This window comes from Acinetobacter portensis, assembly GCF_023158935.1.
Taxonomy (GTDB): domain Bacteria; phylum Pseudomonadota; class Gammaproteobacteria; order Pseudomonadales; family Moraxellaceae; genus Acinetobacter; species Acinetobacter faecalis.
In genome coordinates this window covers 1,665,749-1,681,078 of record NZ_CP096120.1, presented here as the reverse complement: position 1 = coordinate 1,681,078, position 15,330 = coordinate 1,665,749, and the positions used below count along the sequence as shown (strand labels likewise).

Here is a 15,330-nt window from a genome sequence, read left to right as displayed (position 1 = left end):
AAAAACGCATCCGAGGATGCGTTTTTTTATGATTTTAATTTTTAGAACTTACAAAATTGAACAGGCTCTTTCATTGGATGATTTCTATAAATCACACCATTGGAAGTATGTTCTAACGCTCCTGTGCAAATCCATTCAACAACTTGAGGATAAATAATATGCTCAAGTTCATGTACACGATTTGCAAGTGTAATTTCTGTATCGCTATGCGCTACTTTTACAACGCCTTGAGCCAGTGCTTGACCTGCATCAAGTTCAGCAGTTACATAATGAACTGTACATCCATGAAATACATCACCTGTATTTAATACACGTTTATGCGTATGCATGCCTTTATAATTTGGCAATAAAGAAGGGTGGATGTTGACCATTTTCCCTTCCCAAGACTGCACAAATTTGGCACTTAAAATTCGCATGAAACCAGCAAGAATCACTAAATCAACATTCCAATCTAGAAGTTGTTGATGCATTAGGGCATCAAAAGCTTCACGAGTAGGATACTGTTTATGTTCAATAACTGCTGTTTGAATACCAACTTTTTTTGCTCGTTCTAAAGCATATGCATCAGGCTTGTTAGAAATAACACCAACAATTTGCCCTGATAGATTTGCATCAATCAAGGCTTGAAGGTTGCTACCACTACCTGAAACAAGTACAGCAATTTTAATCATGAGATATCTATTAAGCGAAAATCACACGGATTTTTTCGTCAGCGCCTGCAACTGATTCAGCATTTTCTGCAATGTGACCCATTGCCCATGCTTTTTCACCAAGACTGTTAAGTAATTCAACAGTTTTGTCAGCTTCATTTGCATCTACAACAAGAACCATCCCTACGCCACAGTTAAATGTGCGGTACATTTCGAATTGTTCAACACGACCTTCTTTTTGAAGAAGTTTGAATAATTCTGGCCATTCCCAAGATGACTCATTCACAATTGCTTGTGCGCCATTTGGTAATACGCGTGGAAGGTTACCAGGTAAACCGCCACCAGTAATATGCGCCATTGCGTGAACATCTACGTGTTTAAGAAGTTCAAGAATAGATTTAACGTAAATACGTGTTGGTTCCATTGCAACATCTGCAAGAGGGCGACCATCTACATTTTGAGTAAGGTCTACGTTTTTAACGTCTAAAATTTTACGAAGCAGTGAGTAACCGTTTGAGTGAGCACCAGATGATGCAACACCAACTAAAACGTCGCCCGCTTTAACTTTTGAGCCATCAATAATTTTGCTTTGCTCAACTACACCTACGCAGAAACCTGCAAGATCGTAATCTTCGCCTTCATACATGCCTGGCATTTCAGCAGTTTCACCGCCAACCAATGCACAGCCTGCAAGTTCACAACCAGCACCAATACCAGTTACCACATTTGCAGCAACATCAACATTTAAGTGACCAGTTGCATAGTAGTCAAGGAAGAATAATGGTTCTGCACCACACACGAGAAGATCGTTTACGCACATTGCAACCAAGTCTTGACCAATTGTGTCATGACGGTTCAAATTCAATGCTAAACGTAATTTAGTACCAACACCATCTGTGCCAGATACAAGAACAGGTTCTTCATAACCTTTAGGAATTTTACAAAGTGCGCCAAAGCCACCTAGACCGCCCATTACTTCAGGACGTGCAGTGCGCTTAGCGACAGATTTGATACGATCGACTAAAGCGTCGCCCGCCTCAATGTCGACACCTGCATCTTTGTAGCTTAAACCAGTGTTTGGGGTAGAAGTTGAGTTGCTCATATTGAAGTCTCCGCATTCGCGCGGGGATTATAACCTGAATATACGAAACTCTTATGTTATTTATTCCTTAAAATGTTATCTTTATCGAAATATTTTACTTTTCTATAATGAATATACTGAAAAAAGGCGAGTTCCTATGGTAGATCGCACCTTACGTCGTATTTTTATCCTTGTTGGCATTGCATTACTTCTTTGGGTTCTATATTTATTAAAGCCCGTGCTCATTCCATTTATTGGTGCATTTTTAATTGCATATTTATTTAGCCCATTGGTAGATAAGCTTCATAAAGTTGGCTTACCACGTTGGGCAGCAATTAGTGTGGTGTTTATAGGAATAGGACTCGTTGTGACTTGGGCAATGTGGTACTTAGCTCCGCTGGTTTGGCAACAGTTAATGTATGCAAAATCGAGTATTCCTGCCGGAATTCACTGGGTTAATTATACATTTTTGCCTTGGTCATCAGAAACATTCGATTTGGTGCCAATGGAATTAGATGTAGATCAAATTTCTGCTGCTGTCATGGAATATATCCAAACAAACTATAGTGCAGATAGTCTTCAAAGTGTTATTGCTCGATTAGCCCAGTCTGGATTGAGTTTTATTCAAGTGGGAGGGACGGTTGTTTTAATTCCAATTATCACATTCTATTTCCTATTAGAATGGGACAAAATGCTTGAAAATTTACGCCGTTTAATTCCTCGTCCTTATGAAAAATCGACACTTAAAATAGTAGGTGAATGCCATAATATTTTGGGTGCCTTTGTGAAAGGACAGTTCCTTGTTATGTTCCTTTTAGGCGTGATTTATGCTGTAGGTTTGCAGTTAATTGGCTTGGAAGTTGGTCTGATTATTGGAATGGTTGCAGGACTTGCAAGTATTATTCCTTATTTAGGTTTTGCTGTTGGAATTATTGCCGCAGCAGTTGCAACATTCTTCCAATTTGGTATGGATTGGATGCAGCTCTTACTCGTTGCTATTGTCTTTATGATTGGTCAAGCTGTAGAAGGATATATTCTTCAACCATTTTTATTGGGCGATAAAATTGGTTTATCTCCAGTTGCTGTTGTTTTTGCCGTATTGGCAGGTGCACAGCTCGCAGGTTTCTTAGGGATGCTACTTGCATTACCTGTTGCTGCGGTAATTGTTGTCTTGTTAAAGCATCTTCGAGATTACTACGAACACAGCCAAATGTATCAGCCATTAGTTGCTGTTTCACAAGATGCGCAGACAGATTCTATTCATATAGAAACACAAGAAATTGATGTAGATATAGAACTGAAAAAGCCTCAAGTAAAAGCACTGCATGAGAGTGAAAAATCGGGTAATATTGAAGCTTCAGATAATAAAGATTCTTAAGGATATAATATATTTATGCGTCAATTGCAGCTAGACATTGAACCACAACTTGATGCCCGAATTAGTGATTTTTCGGGTCCGGGTTGGGGGCATGTTGTAGATGCTGTAAGACAATTGCATGCAGGTCTTTTGAATCGATTCTATGTATATGGCGGGGCTGGTACAGGGAAAAGTCACTTGCTTTCTGCCATATGCGACTCTTATTTAGAAATTGGTAAAACTGCAATTCATGTTTCATTGCTTGAACTGTTAGATGCGCCAACAGAAGCAATTACCTCGCTTGATCAATATGACTTAGTTGCATTAGATGATATTGAAGCAATTAGTGGCGTACCACATTGGCAACGTGCGGTATTTCATTTAATTAACTATAGTGATGAAATGGGTGGTCAGCTTGTTTTCTCCTCAAGATTTGCCCCAATTGAACTAAAATTAGAACTTCCAGATTTGCAATCACGTTTAACTCAAGCCGTAAGTGTGAAAGTTCCTAGTGGAAGTTTATTTGCCGATCGACTTGCTTTAGTAAATTCAATTTTAGAACGCCGTGGTGTGCATATGGATCATCAGATAGTTGATCATTTATTGGCACATGGCCCACATCAAACTTCGGTTTTATTGCAATTGATAGATAAATTAATTCAGCTATTAAAAGGCGAAAAAACTAAATTGAGTGGTTCTAATATTCGTCAAATTTATGCACTCATTGATGAATATGATTCATAGTTCAATTTAGTATTAAAAAGGTCTCAATTGAGACCTTTTTATTTGCAGTATATTCACCAACATTTTTAGTTATTATAAATTGTTTTATATTTTTGAATATATTCTTCACGAATAAGCGCACGATTTTCAGGTTCAGCTTTTTGTAAACGCTGGCTTAATTCCTTACGTTCTTGTGTGCTCATTTTTTGCCAAGCTTCACGCATCTGCTGTTTCTCTGCATCTGGAAGTTGACTAAACCAATCCATACGTTGTTGTAATGAATTACGGGCAGATTCAGGTAGCTCTTTATTTAAAGATTGGTAGCGTTTAATTAGCGCTTGTTGTTCTTCATCACTCATACTGTCCCAAGTATCACCAATTTGAGTATTTGCATCTTTAGATAAAATCCAAAAACGATCAAAACCAGCAAAGCTTGTTTGTAAAAAGCCAAGTATACAAAAGGTAAGAACTAATCTTTTTTTAGCTACCATGTGGAACTTTATCCTCGCCCATCACCATTAACATTTCCAAATCTTCAACCATTTGTGGAGAGAGTTTTGGCGTCACAATTGCCTGATTTTCAGGTTGATTTGAAATGTCTAAAGCATTAGGAATAACAACAAATCCTGTAATTGCTGCTGCTAGGGCATATCCAGACATTTTGAAAAAGCCATATCTAGATAATTTTTTATCTTGGATTTTTTCCAAAACATGATTCATCACAGCAGGTTTATTTTGATGATGCTGTGCGAGTCCATCAAGTTTAGAAGAAACTTGTTTTAAGAAATCATCTTGTTTCATTCCGATGATCCTCCTTTATATGGATTCATATGTGACAAACTTAAGCGCAAAGCTTGAATTGCACGGTGATAGTGGGTTTTTACACTACCTTCAGTACAACTCATAATTTGTGCAGTGGTTTTAGTATCAAAACCTTCCCATGCTCGAAGCATAAAAGCTTGCTGCTGGCGTGTTGGTAGCTGAGCAATTGCTTCTTGTATTTCTTCGGCGCTAAGTGCTTGATCTAAAAAATCAAAAGGATTGGGCGTACTTTCATCAACAATATCGAGTTGTTCGATATCATCATCGTCTAAGCTAACTTTCTTAAAAAAAGAAAAGGGTTGTGCTCGACTTGCTTCTTTACGACGCCAATCTTGTAATTTGTTATTTAAAATGGTGTAAAAAAGGGGATACCATTCATCTGTAGTTTTGTCTGAATAGGACTTATGTAAAGAGATAAATGCCTCTTGTACCAAATCCATTGCAATTCCATGATGCCCTTGAGTTGCACTTTCCATCATGACTAAAGCACGTCCTGTAACTTCATTCATGAAGTTTTTTAGACGCAGTTCGGCTGTGCTTTTTAAAGCACTTGGTGTTTCTGTCCGAGACTGTTTGGGTGCTGAGTCCATAGAGATGGAAAATCCTGTCATTGGATCCCCACCATTATTAACAAGTTCATACTCTATATAACGTTGAAAATAATGGTTGGGTTGACATTACAAGTTATTATTTTTCTAGTGTAATCTATTTTTAAACAAGAGTTAGCTTATTTAAAATAAAATAACGCTGTTCCTAAAGACGTTGACGAACCATTTCAAAGAAGCAAATAGAACCTGCAATTGCAACGTTTAAAGATTCTTGACCACCTGGTTGTGGAATAGCAACGGCTTCAGCTTTCTCTAAAGCATATTTAGATGCGCCTTGACCTTCATTGCCTAAAATCCACACACACTGTTTTCTTAAGTTTTTGCTATATAAACTTTCAGATTGATGTGAGCTTGTTACATAAACAGGAATGGTGAATTTACTTAAAATATCTTCAAGTTCAACATTTTCATAAGTATTTAATGAAAAATGTGCACCCATACCTGCACGTAAAACACGTGGCGACCAAATAGAAGCAGAACCTTTAGTACAAACAACTTGTTCAATACCTGCCGCTGCAGCAGAACGTAATAATGTGCCTACATTACCTGGGTCTTGAATGTTGTCTAAAATAAGCGTGTCTTCTGCAAAGTTAAGCGCTTCGCGAGATGTAGGTAAATCTACAATTGCAAGACAAGCCAAAGATGTACCTAAAGTGCTTAAATCTTTATATAAAGATTCGCTCAGAACGAAAACATTACCATCATACAAAGAAACAATTTTTTCCAAATCTGGGTGGCTATACGCAGCTTCAGTTGTAAAAATTGAAGTAATAGAACGCTTTTGCTCTAACCAAGCAAGACTTAAATGTGTGCCTTCAAGTACAGTTTGGCGGTTCTTTTTACGATAAGCATTTTGTTCAATTAAAGCACGTAAGTGTTTAATTTTTGGATTGTCTTTAGAATCTAGAAAAAAAGCTGGCATGGGAGATTTTATCCATGAAAGTAAGCATGCGGTTTGCATCACTTACTTTCATTTTTTGAAATTAGTTGTGGTATTGAGTTACAAGATCAACTTCGTTTTTAGAACCAATAATCACTGGAACACGTTGATGAAGATCAGTTGGTTGAATATCTAAAATACGTAAACGACCAGTTGTTGAAGCACCACCAGCTTGTTCCATAAGCATACTCATTGGGTTTGCTTCATACATTAAGCGTAAACGACCTGCTTTTTGAGGATCTTTCGTATCGTATGGATACATGAAAATACCTGTACGGCAAAGAATACGGTGAATATCGCCCACCATACACGCAACCCAACGCATGTTGAAATCTTTTTCGCGAGGACCTGTTTTACCAGCAAGTAATTCGTCGATATAACGTTTTACTGGTGCTTCCCAATGACGTTGGTTTGATGCATTAATTGCATATTCTTTAGTGTCTGCAGCAACTTGAATGTTGTCTGAAGTAAGTAGGAATTCTTTAGATTCAGGGTCGAAAGTGAAGAATACAGTACCTGCACCAACAGTTAACGCCATCATTGTAGATGGGCCATAAAGTACATAACCTGCAGAAACTTGGTTCACGCCTGCTTGCATGAAGTCTTCAGCTTTTGTTACTGCATTTTTAGCAGGCAAAATCGAGAAAATTGTACCTACACACATATTAATATCAATGTTGCTTGAACCATCTAATGGATCGAATAAAACAAGATATTCACCATTTTCTTGAGCAGGAGTGAATTCGTCTAATTCTTCAGAAGCTAAACCGCCAACATGAGGATGTACTTTAAGTGCATCAATTAAATAATCATTCGAAATAACGTCTAATTTCTTTTGTTCTTCGCCTTGCACGTTTTCATTTTGTGCACTACCAAGTACGCCAGCTAAAGCACCCTTTTGTAAAAGCTGATCAATATCTTTACAAGTATTGGCAATTGTTTCAATAACTTGAGAAAGTTCAGGTGTTAAATTACCACTTTGTTTTTGTAAGAATTGGGCTAGGGTGAGGTATGACATTATGGGGAAACTCCGAAAATAGGATTGATAAGATTTATCAAAAACAACATTGCTGGCTATTTTAGAGCAGAACGAGCTAAAAGAAAAATTAAACTACACTATTTGACGTGATTTTGCCCTTGCAACTCTTTTAGAAACTGCTATGTTGTTATAAATGGTTGATAAATATTGGAGAGTTAAAATGACAACTTTAAAATTTGATAAGACTCCAACGCCAAATGAGGCGATTAAGCTTGATGATATTTCAGTAGATAGCGTAAAAGCTGCGTGGAAAGACTATGAAGCGAAACCTGAGTACAAAAAAGTAAATAAACACGATTTAATTGAAGCCATGCAAAGCTCTGAAAAAGATTCGCAACCTTGAATTTATCGTAAATTTGCAGAAATAAAAAAAGCACCTCAAAAATGAAGTGCTTTTTTATTTTGAAATTTTAATTAAAAAATCAAAAAATTATTTTAAAAGTGGTGGAACAGCTTCGTAGTTAATTTCTACACGACGGTTTTCCTTCCACGCATTTTCATCATGACCTGCATTTACAGGCATTTCTTTACCGTAGCTAACAGCTTCAAGTTGAGTTGGGCTAACGCCTGTTGTTACAAGGAAGCTTTCAACCGCTTTTGCACGACGCTCACCAAGTGCCATATTGTATTCACGTGTACCACGTTCATCTGTATGACCTGTAAGTGCAACACGTGAGTTTGCATTTGCCATTAAGAATTGTGCATGTGCTTGAAGTGTTTGATAATCTTGGTTTGTTAATTCGCTGCTGTCATAGTCAAAGTGAACAACACGTTTTGCTAAAAATGCTTTATTTTCAGCAGTTACACCTTTAGATGAAGCACCTGCTAAGTTTTGTGCATTTAATGCTGAATCTTCACTTAAACCTTGAGTGTTAACCGTGCCTGCACCACTTGGGAATTGTGTTGCATCTGTTGTATTTGCAGGTTTACGACTTGCACAGCCTGTCATAACTAAAGCTGTTGCTAATAATGGTAACGCTAAAAATTTAACTGTTTTCATATTATTCATCTCTATAAAAGTAGGTTAGAAACTTTAAAAATTACTTAGGTGCCCAAGCAGGTTCACGAACTTCACCTATTTCACTTGGTAAATTCATACGGAAACGACCATCTAAAGACATAATAGCGAGCAAGCCACGAGCGCCTTCGCGTGTTGCATAGACCACCATTTGCCCATTAGGCGAGAAGCTTGGAGATTCATCTAAACTTGTAGGTGTTAAGATATTGGTAATGCTAGAGTTCAGGTCTTGAATTGCAACTTTGTAGTTACTTCCGCTAGGACGGTGAACTAAAGCAAGTTTTTTACCATCTGCACTTAAAGTTCCACGCGCATTAAATGCACCACGGAAGGTAAGGCGTTTGGTTGAGCCTGTATCTAAATTGTAGGTATAAATTTGTGCAGATCCACCACGGTCAGAAGTGAAAATAAATGATTTACCATCTGGTGCGTAGCGTGCTTCTGTATCAATTGCGCTGTCATTTGTCATGCGCTTGAGTTCGCGAGTTTGCAAATTCATTTGATAAATTTCAGGGTTGCCGTGCATAGATGCGGTAAACAACATGCTTTGACCATCTGGAGAGAAGCTTGGTGCGCCATTTAAACCACGGAAGCTTGCTAATTTTTCACGCTGACCTGTTGCTAAATCTTGAACATAAATTGCAGGTCGCTTGGTTTCAAAAGACACATAAGCAATTTTTTTCGCATCGGGTGTCCAAGCAGGCGACAAAATAGGGTCACGAGAGGTGAGGATGGTACGTGGTTGAGCACCATCTGTATCTGCAATTTGCAATGTATAGCGCTCATTTGGTGTAGCAGGGTTACGTAGCACATAAGCAATACGTCCACTAAAGTCACCTTTAATGCCCGTTAATGCTTCATAAATGGTGTCACTAATCATATGTCCTGCTGCACGTAGGCGTGAAGCTGGTACTGTGAGTAACTCATTCAATAGGTACTGTTGCTTTTTAACATCATATAGTTGGTAATGAATTTCATAAGCGCCTTCAGCATTTTGCTTGGTTGTTCCTGTTACAACATAAGGAACTCCAGCACTTTGCCAAGCAGTAGCATTAGGATTATTCATGCTTGCTGTCGCGGGCAAATTTTGAGAAGCACTTGAAAATTTACCAGAACGGTTCAAGTCATTTTCAATAATTGGATAAAGACTAGAATCATTCATGAAAGGAATAATTGCAATTTTGGGAGCTTCTTCTGCTGCTTTTACAATTTCTAAATGCAATTGAGCTTGTGCAGGAATAGAAATTGTTGCGCTTAAAGATGTAAGAATAGCTAGGCAGAGTAGATGTTTACGAGTTTTTTCCATCATTCGTTATTAACTCAAATCAAATGGTTTATTTTGTTTGTTCTACATAATGGCACGATTTCATTTTATTTAAAGTACATGATTATTAAGAACTGTTAAAAGTGTATGAAACCGTCTGAAAAATTAGCAAAAAATAAAAAAATATTTATGTAATAAAGCCATAGTTCAACTTTATGGCTTTATTTAATGTGAATCAAGACACTATTTAGATGTAAAACTTGAGGTAAATGATCTTGCCTCACGTCGTGCATCTGGGTCTGAAGGCATAGGGTATGGCGCAGCAGAGCGAACTGCAGCTTCAATACTCGCTTTCATATCTGGGTCAGATGCATTTACAACTACTGAAAGTACTGCGCCACTATCACTCAATGTGACACGTGCAGATGCTTTTTTACCAGAAGAACCTGAAGGAGTATTCCAAGCTCTTTCAATTTTGTTGGTAAAATCTCTTTTCGCAGATGATGCAATACGTTTTGCTTCAGCCTTTTTAGTTGCTGCTTCTTCAGCGGCTTTATTTGCAGCTGACGCTTTGGCATCAGCGTCGGCTTTGGCTTTCGCATCAGCAGCAGCTTTCGCCTTAGCATCAGCGTCGGCTTTGGCTTTTGCATCGGCAGCAGCTTTCGCCTTAGCATCATTCGCTGCTTTGGCTTTTGCATCCGTAGCGGCTTTAGCTTTAGCGTCATTTGCTGCTTTGGCTTTTGCATCCGTAGCGGCTTTAGCTTTAGCGTCATTTGCTGCTTTGGCTTTTGCATCCGTAGCGGCTTTAGCTTTAGCGTCATTTGCTGCATTGGCTTTTGCATCGCCAGCAGCTTTGGCTTTAGCATCATTTGCTGCTTTAGCTTTTGCATCGGCAGCAGCTTTCACCTTAGCATCATTCGCTGCTTTAGCTTTTGCATCGGCAGCAGCTTTCACCTTAGCATCATTCGCTGCTTTAGTTTTTGCATCGGCAGCAGCTTTCGCCTTAGCATGATTCGCAGCTTCGGCTTTCGCATCGGCAGCAGCTTTCACCTTAGCATCATTCGCAGCTTTAGCTTTTTCGTCAGCAGCAGCTTTCGCTTTAGCATCATTTGCTGCTTTGGCTTTTGCATCTTCAGTCGCTTTTTCTTCTACTTTTTGTAATTCTTGTTTGGCTTTTTGAGTATCTACTGGTGGTGCAGTCGGTATAACAGGAGCATTAACACTTGGTTCAGCTGTCTGAGTAATTTCTTCTTTTACATTGGTATGCGCAGTTTCTTCAAACTCGGTTACTTCACGAGTTAAATCTTCAGGCTTTATTAAAACAGTTTTGATTTGCTTTGGTGGTTCTGGTGCTTTGCTCATGCCCAAATAAAGCAAGCCTATAATTGCAATAACATGCACACCTAGTGTGAAGCCTATTGCAATTGAATTCTGTTTGAAAGGAGGCTTGTTGAAATCTTTCATAAATTATTTTAAAGGCTCTGTAAGTAAACCTACCTGAGTAAGACCTGCTTCTTGAAGACTGTTCATCAGTGACATTACTTCACCATATGAACGTGTTTTTTCACCTTCAATCACCACATTAAGTTCTTTATTTTCAGTTTTTGCTGTTTGTTGTGCATCACTTAAAATAGCGGTAAGTTCTGCTAGTGCTAATGGTTGATCTGCTTTTTGATCTTTATATTGTAAGAAATATTGACCATCTTTATCTAAGCTGACAATAGCAGGCGCATCTTTAGATTCCATAGGCGTGCTATTTGCCTCTGGTAAATCGACTTTAATACCACTGGTGATCATGGGTGCAGTCACCATAAAAATCACCAAAAGCACAAGCATAACGTCAATATAGGGTACGACGTTCATGTCACTTTTTAGTGGTTTTTTGATACGCTCGAAACGTCCTGAACGTTGAATCGCCATTATTTTTGATCCTGATTTGAATCTAAAGATTGACGTTGTAATAGAGCAATCATTTCTTCAGCAAATAAAGCACGATCTGAATAAATAGATTCGCCTTTTGCTGTGAAATGGTTAAATGCCAGTACAGCAGGAATTGCGGCAAAAAGACCAATTGCTGTTGCAATAAGAGCTTCTGCAATACCAGGAGCTACAGTCGCAAGTGTCACTTGGTCTACATCTGCAAGACCAATAAAGGCATTCATAATGCCCCAAACTGTACCAAATAAACCAATATAAGGTGCAACAGAGCCAATACTCGCAAGCGTACCAATACCTTGTTCTAAATGACCTTGGTCACGGCTTAAGCCAACACGTAAAATACGTTCTGTGCCTTCAATGGTTTGGTTTTGAGATGCATTGCGTTTTTTAAGTTTAAGGAACTCACCTAAACCTTGATAAAAAATATCTTCTAAGCCAACACGTTTAGAGTTGAGCTGAGCATTGTTATAAAGTGTATTTAATTCAGCACCAGACCAAAAGATTTTTTGAAAATGATCATCTTCAGCTTGGGCTTTTTTATAGCTCATATGTAATTTGGCAATTAAGTACCAGCTAAATAAAGATGCTAAAAGAAGCATAAGCATAATTATTTGTACAACTGGACTTGCTTGGAGAATTAAATCAGAAACGTGCAAGGTAGATTCTATTTGTGTTGCCATAATTACATTGAGCCAATTAATTTTTTTTAGTCTTGTTCCAATTCTTTTAGAATTAGTTCACGAATTTCTTCTGGTAGGCGAGTTGGTCGCATATCTGCATTAATACATGCCAATTCTACTTCACCAGATGCAAGCATAATTTCACCACGATAAATATTCTGTTGCAACACAAAAGATGAAGCTTTACAAGAAACAACACTTGCAGTGACTGTTATTAAATCATCCATAAGAATTGGACGTGAATATTTTAAGCTAATTTTGTGCACAACAAAGTTGTAATCTTTCTGGTGCCAATAATGATCTACACCAGAAGCACGAAGCCATTCTGTACGAGTACGTTCCATAAAGCGAATATGATTTGCGTGGTAAACAATGCCACCAGCATCAGTATCTTCAATATACACACGAATGTTGAATTCGAATTTATTCGCCATTTTGGTATTCCACTTATTTATTTCAAATTGTATAGAGGGGCTTTTGCTTCAAATTTTAACTTAATCTATTACGAAAATATTTGATAAAAGCCGTGTTTTGCAGGCTGAGAATTTTATCATAATGACTTTTTTGTCCTATGGCACAAGGTTTCAAACTTACACCATTCCTCAAAGGACTATTTCAGTTGAGTTAGACATATTTAAAAGATTCAAAATTTTATGATTTTAATTTTTATTATGATGATATTTCACGTTCAATTTTTTTATTCTAAAGCATACATAGACATTTAAATGGATAAAAAATCCATTACCTATTTTACTAAAAAATGAATCGGTGCCTAATTTATACAAGTTGGCATTGAAGCGGATGCGCTTGGTTTTCACCTTGAAGATATAAGCTATTAGTGTTGTGGTTTACGCCCAATGTATATTCTGCATTTGGATTATTTTGGGTTGTCCAACCAAATTGTTTAATTGTATATAAGGCATGGTGAGATTTTTTTTGAGAAACAGCTTGACCATTCCAGCATTTATTTTGAGTGCATACTTTTACTTTTGAGTGGTCTTGAATAGAAACTTTGAAAGAAGAATCTAAAACCGCACCTGAATGGCAAGTTTTATTTTTGCATTTAACTTCATTAATAGTGTTTTTACATTGCCAAGATGATGTATTCGCCCAAAGTAATGTGGGGAAAATACTGACACAAATTACAGTAATTATATTTTTCATAACCGTATCCTATTTTTATTTGAATGCAGTAAGTCATTCATTTTTACTTATTGTTTACTTTGTTCGTTTATTTGCATTTTAGTTTTATTTGTTTTGTGCTTATGATTTTAAGTGTGATTTAAAGCACATTATAGAGAATACCTTTAGATTAAAAAATGATCAAACCGTTTTTTGTAACAAGCCCGAATTATTTTATGTTTTCGGTAGGAACACAGATTTAGTTGTTGTAGGTGATTGATTTTGTTTGTTTGGTTTTGTAGGTTGGCTGTGGGGAAAATAATATTGAGAAAAATGTGACACAACAAAATACGCAAGCTGTAGTTTTACAACAGCCGACAGATCAAATGGTACATTTGGACTTACAGCATTCGACAGATACAACAGCAATTTGGTCTTTTGTTATCGCGATGGTAGTTGCTTTTATATTGGGGATTTCAGCCACAATTATTGTAATTTGGTATGGTCGGAAAAGTTTTAAATTAACGGAAATGTCTTTTAGGACGGTCAGTAATGATATTAAGGAAGCAGCAATACTAAATAGACAAGTGAATGCAGATATTATTGAAGCTCAATATAAATTAAAAAATTTAGGATATAAGAAGAAATTTATGCAAAATTGGGTATCTGGGTTTGCTAATGAGGTAGCTAGCTTGGATTGTGAGGTTTTTGAAATTTTGAACGAGCTTAGAGTTTATTGTTCGAAAAGTTTTAAGGGGTGTGATATAGATACTATTAAAGCGATTCGATTAGGCATTGGTGCTATTAATAAAAGAATATTTAAAATTAGATTAGACTTAAAAACTAATTTGTTAATGAAAGAGGATGTAGATTCGGATTTGAAACAATTTTATAGCCAATTAACTGATATTTCTAGTAATTGGACCCGTGAGCAAAATATGACTAATGAACAATGGGTGGATCTTATAAAATTAAATCTTCAAATTCAAAAGAAATTAGAGATTGTGATAACTCATAGTATTAGTGAGATAAAAGCAGCCTAAGCTGCTTTTTTAAATCATTTATCTTTAGGTTCTGGCGGTGTTAAACCAAACTGTAAATACGCCATATTTGTTGCAATACGACCACGTGCGGTACGCATTACATAACCTTGCTGAATTAAATAAGGCTCAATTACATCTTCAAGCGTACCCGAATCTTCCGCCATAGCCGCAGCTAAAGCTTCAACACCCGCAGGCCCGCCATCAAAACGCTCTAGCAACATACTTAAATAACGACGGTCTAAAGTATCTAAACCATCTTTATCGACTTTCAACATATCTAAGGCAAGTTGCGCCATTTCTTGGGTTACTTCGCCTGTACCTTTTACTTGTGCGTAATCACGAACACGACGTAATAAACGGTTTGCAATACGAGGCGTACCACGCGCACGACGGGCGATTTCTTTTGCACCATCGTCTGTCATTGGCACATCCATCAAGTTTGCAGAACGAGAAACAATGTGTGTTAAATCTTCAACTGAATAAAACTCTAAACGCTGAACAATACCAAAACGGTCACGAAGCGGAGAGGTGAGTAAGCCTGCTCGCGTGGTTGCAGCTACTAAAGTAAATGGCGGTAAATCTAATTTAATAGAACGTGCAGCAGGACCTTCACCAATCATAATATCGAGTTGGTAATCTTCCATTGCAGGGTAAAGAATTTCTTCAATTACAGGTGAAAGACGGTGAATTTCATCAATAAATAAAACATCACCTTCTTCTAAGTTGGTCAGCATGGCTGCCAAATCGCCTGCACGTTCAAGAACAGGGCCAGAAGTAGACTTTAAGTTACCCCCCATTTCACGGGCAATAATATTGGCAAGAGTGGTTTTACCTAAACCCGGTGGTCCAAAAATAAGCGTGTGATCGAGTGCCTCACCACGTCCACGTGCTGCGCCAATGAAAATTTCCATTTGTTCGCGTACAACGGGTTGACCAATATAGTCATCGAGTGAGGTTGGTCGAATGGCACGATCAAAATGATCTTCAGGTTTTTCAGAGCCACTAATAATACGGTCTTGCATATATTCTGAGTCTTCTCTAATCG

19 protein-coding genes are annotated in these 15,330 nt (G+C 37.6%); 4 read left to right on the top strand and 15 right to left on the bottom strand.

Annotated elements, in window-relative coordinates; genetic code table 11:
* Positions 1 to 41: 41 nt before the first annotated feature.
* Both purN and purM read right to left on the bottom strand, forming a co-directional pair.
* Entirely contained in the window at positions 42 to 671 is a 630-nt protein-coding gene (gene purN / locus MZO21_RS08460) for a phosphoribosylglycinamide formyltransferase (protein ID WP_154772740.1), read from the bottom strand.
* A gap of 10 nt (positions 672 to 681) precedes the next feature.
* Positions 682 to 1,752, bottom strand: coding sequence for a phosphoribosylformylglycinamidine cyclo-ligase (gene purM, locus MZO21_RS08455; protein WP_154772741.1), 1,071 nt, complete (start codon positions 1,750 to 1,752; stop codon positions 682 to 684).
* 136 nt (positions 1,753 to 1,888) lie between these two features.
* Here purM and cxpE point away from each other — a divergent pair, with 136 nt between their 5' ends.
* The gene (cxpE, locus tag MZO21_RS08450; RefSeq protein WP_154772742.1) at positions 1,889 to 3,109 is read left to right on the top strand and encodes a chloramphenicol efflux transporter CxpE; all 1,221 of its coding nucleotides are present in this window, start codon (positions 1,889 to 1,891) and stop codon (positions 3,107 to 3,109) included.
* Positions 3,110 to 3,124: 15 nt separating this feature from the next.
* Positions 3,125 to 3,832: a DnaA regulatory inactivator Hda gene (gene hda / locus MZO21_RS08445; protein ID WP_154772743.1), complete on the top strand. Its 708-nt coding sequence runs from the start codon at positions 3,125 to 3,127 to the stop codon at positions 3,830 to 3,832.
* A gap of 65 nt (positions 3,833 to 3,897) precedes the next feature.
* Here the strand turns inward: hda and MZO21_RS08440 are convergent, their stop codons facing one another.
* The 5 genes from MZO21_RS08440 to MZO21_RS08420 form a co-directional block, all read right to left on the bottom strand.
* Positions 3,898 to 4,302, bottom strand: a complete 405-nt coding sequence (locus tag MZO21_RS08440; protein ID WP_154772744.1) for a DUF3106 domain-containing protein — start codon at positions 4,300 to 4,302, stop codon at positions 3,898 to 3,900.
* The gene (locus tag MZO21_RS08435; RefSeq protein ID WP_154772745.1) at positions 4,292 to 4,612 is read right to left on the bottom strand and encodes a hypothetical protein; all 321 of its coding nucleotides are present in this window, start codon (positions 4,610 to 4,612) and stop codon (positions 4,292 to 4,294) included. Before MZO21_RS08435 ends, MZO21_RS08440 begins: the two co-directional genes overlap by 11 nt.
* The gene (locus MZO21_RS08430; RefSeq protein ID WP_154772769.1) at positions 4,609 to 5,223 is read right to left on the bottom strand and encodes an RNA polymerase sigma factor; all 615 of its coding nucleotides are present in this window, start codon (positions 5,221 to 5,223) and stop codon (positions 4,609 to 4,611) included. Before MZO21_RS08430 ends, MZO21_RS08435 begins: the two co-directional genes overlap by 4 nt.
* A gap of 163 nt (positions 5,224 to 5,386) precedes the next feature.
* On the bottom strand, positions 5,387 to 6,163 hold the full coding sequence (locus tag MZO21_RS08425; protein ID WP_154772746.1) for a TrmH family RNA methyltransferase: 777 nt from the start codon (positions 6,161 to 6,163) through the stop codon (positions 5,387 to 5,389).
* 61 nt (positions 6,164 to 6,224) lie between these two features.
* Positions 6,225 to 7,199, bottom strand: coding sequence for a class 1 fructose-bisphosphatase (locus MZO21_RS08420; protein WP_154772747.1), 975 nt, complete (start codon positions 7,197 to 7,199; stop codon positions 6,225 to 6,227).
* Between the two features lie 181 nt (positions 7,200 to 7,380).
* Here MZO21_RS08420 and MZO21_RS08415 point away from each other — a divergent pair, with 181 nt between their 5' ends.
* Positions 7,381 to 7,563: an NF038105 family protein gene (locus MZO21_RS08415; RefSeq protein ID WP_154772748.1), complete on the top strand. Its 183-nt coding sequence runs from the start codon at positions 7,381 to 7,383 to the stop codon at positions 7,561 to 7,563.
* 87 nt (positions 7,564 to 7,650) lie between these two features.
* Here MZO21_RS08415 and pal read toward each other — a convergent pair whose 3' ends face one another.
* The 7 genes from pal to MZO21_RS08380 all read right to left on the bottom strand — a co-directional run bounded on the left by pal (position 7,651) and on the right by MZO21_RS08380 (position 13,284).
* On the bottom strand, positions 7,651 to 8,220 hold the full coding sequence (pal, locus tag MZO21_RS08410) for a peptidoglycan-associated lipoprotein Pal (RefSeq protein ID WP_154772749.1): 570 nt from the start codon (positions 8,218 to 8,220) through the stop codon (positions 7,651 to 7,653).
* Between the two features lie 40 nt (positions 8,221 to 8,260).
* Positions 8,261 to 9,544, bottom strand: coding sequence for a Tol-Pal system beta propeller repeat protein TolB (gene tolB / locus MZO21_RS08405; RefSeq protein WP_171501275.1), 1,284 nt, complete (start codon positions 9,542 to 9,544; stop codon positions 8,261 to 8,263).
* A gap of 201 nt (positions 9,545 to 9,745) precedes the next feature.
* Positions 9,746 to 10,966: a cell envelope integrity protein TolA gene (gene tolA / locus MZO21_RS08400; RefSeq protein WP_248129631.1), complete on the bottom strand. Its 1,221-nt coding sequence runs from the start codon at positions 10,964 to 10,966 to the stop codon at positions 9,746 to 9,748.
* Between the two features lie 3 nt (positions 10,967 to 10,969).
* Positions 10,970 to 11,422 carry a protein TolR gene (gene tolR / locus MZO21_RS08395; RefSeq protein ID WP_154772752.1) on the bottom strand — a complete coding sequence of 151 codons (453 nt, stop codon included), beginning with the start codon at positions 11,420 to 11,422 and terminating at the stop codon, positions 10,970 to 10,972.
* Positions 11,422 to 12,120, bottom strand: a complete 699-nt coding sequence (gene tolQ, locus MZO21_RS08390; RefSeq protein WP_154772753.1) for a protein TolQ — start codon at positions 12,118 to 12,120, stop codon at positions 11,422 to 11,424. The genes tolR and tolQ overlap by 1 nt, the downstream gene beginning before the upstream one ends.
* 26 nt (positions 12,121 to 12,146) lie before the next feature.
* Entirely contained in the window at positions 12,147 to 12,554 is a 408-nt protein-coding gene (gene ybgC, locus MZO21_RS08385; protein WP_154772754.1) for a tol-pal system-associated acyl-CoA thioesterase, read from the bottom strand.
* A 343-nt stretch (positions 12,555 to 12,897) separates the two neighbouring features.
* Complete coding sequence (locus MZO21_RS08380) at positions 12,898 to 13,284, bottom strand: hypothetical protein (RefSeq protein WP_154772755.1); 387 nt, start codon at positions 13,282 to 13,284, stop codon at positions 12,898 to 12,900.
* 293 nt (positions 13,285 to 13,577) lie between these two features.
* Between MZO21_RS08380 and MZO21_RS08375 the strand changes: the two genes are divergently transcribed.
* The gene (locus tag MZO21_RS08375) at positions 13,578 to 14,285 is read left to right on the top strand and encodes a hypothetical protein (RefSeq protein ID WP_248102423.1); all 708 of its coding nucleotides are present in this window, start codon (positions 13,578 to 13,580) and stop codon (positions 14,283 to 14,285) included.
* A 14-nt stretch (positions 14,286 to 14,299) separates the two neighbouring features.
* On the opposite strand, the gene ruvB is transcribed toward MZO21_RS08375, so the two are convergent.
* Positions 14,300 to 15,307, bottom strand: a complete 1,008-nt coding sequence (gene ruvB / locus MZO21_RS08370; RefSeq protein WP_154772757.1) for a Holliday junction branch migration DNA helicase RuvB — start codon at positions 15,305 to 15,307, stop codon at positions 14,300 to 14,302.
* Positions 15,308 to 15,330: the final 23 nt, after the last annotated feature.

Coding starts and splice junctions, on each gene's coding strand:
- purM (WP_154772741.1), bottom strand. CDS start 1,752: ATGAGCAACTCAACTTCTACCCCAAACACTGGTTTAAGCTACAAAGAT.
- tolB (WP_171501275.1), bottom strand. CDS start 9,544: ATGGAAAAAACTCGTAAACATCTACTCTGCCTAGCTATTCTTACATCT.
- tolA (WP_248129631.1), bottom strand. CDS start 10,966: ATGAAAGATTTCAACAAGCCTCCTTTCAAACAGAATTCAATTGCAATA.
- hda (WP_154772743.1), top strand. CDS start 3,125: ATGCGTCAATTGCAGCTAGACATTGAACCACAACTTGATGCCCGAATT.
- purN (WP_154772740.1), bottom strand. CDS start 671: ATGATTAAAATTGCTGTACTTGTTTCAGGTAGTGGTAGCAACCTTCAA.
- MZO21_RS08380 (WP_154772755.1), bottom strand. CDS start 13,284: ATGAAAAATATAATTACTGTAATTTGTGTCAGTATTTTCCCCACATTA.
- MZO21_RS08425 (WP_154772746.1), bottom strand. CDS start 6,163: ATGCCAGCTTTTTTTCTAGATTCTAAAGACAATCCAAAAATTAAACAC.
- pal (WP_154772749.1), bottom strand. CDS start 8,220: ATGAAAACAGTTAAATTTTTAGCGTTACCATTATTAGCAACAGCTTTA.
- cxpE (WP_154772742.1), top strand. CDS start 1,889: ATGGTAGATCGCACCTTACGTCGTATTTTTATCCTTGTTGGCATTGCA.
- MZO21_RS08420 (WP_154772747.1), bottom strand. CDS start 7,199: ATGTCATACCTCACCCTAGCCCAATTCTTACAAAAACAAAGTGGTAAT.
- tolQ (WP_154772753.1), bottom strand. CDS start 12,120: ATGGCAACACAAATAGAATCTACCTTGCACGTTTCTGATTTAATTCTC.
- ybgC (WP_154772754.1), bottom strand. CDS start 12,554: ATGGCGAATAAATTCGAATTCAACATTCGTGTGTATATTGAAGATACT.
- tolR (WP_154772752.1), bottom strand. CDS start 11,422: ATGGCGATTCAACGTTCAGGACGTTTCGAGCGTATCAAAAAACCACTA.
- ruvB (WP_154772757.1), bottom strand. CDS start 15,307: ATGCAAGACCGTATTATTAGTGGCTCTGAAAAACCTGAAGATCATTTT.
- MZO21_RS08415 (WP_154772748.1), top strand. CDS start 7,381: ATGACAACTTTAAAATTTGATAAGACTCCAACGCCAAATGAGGCGATT.
- MZO21_RS08440 (WP_154772744.1), bottom strand. CDS start 4,302: ATGGTAGCTAAAAAAAGATTAGTTCTTACCTTTTGTATACTTGGCTTT.
- MZO21_RS08430 (WP_154772769.1), bottom strand. CDS start 5,223: ATGGACTCAGCACCCAAACAGTCTCGGACAGAAACACCAAGTGCTTTA.
- MZO21_RS08435 (WP_154772745.1), bottom strand. CDS start 4,612: ATGAAACAAGATGATTTCTTAAAACAAGTTTCTTCTAAACTTGATGGA.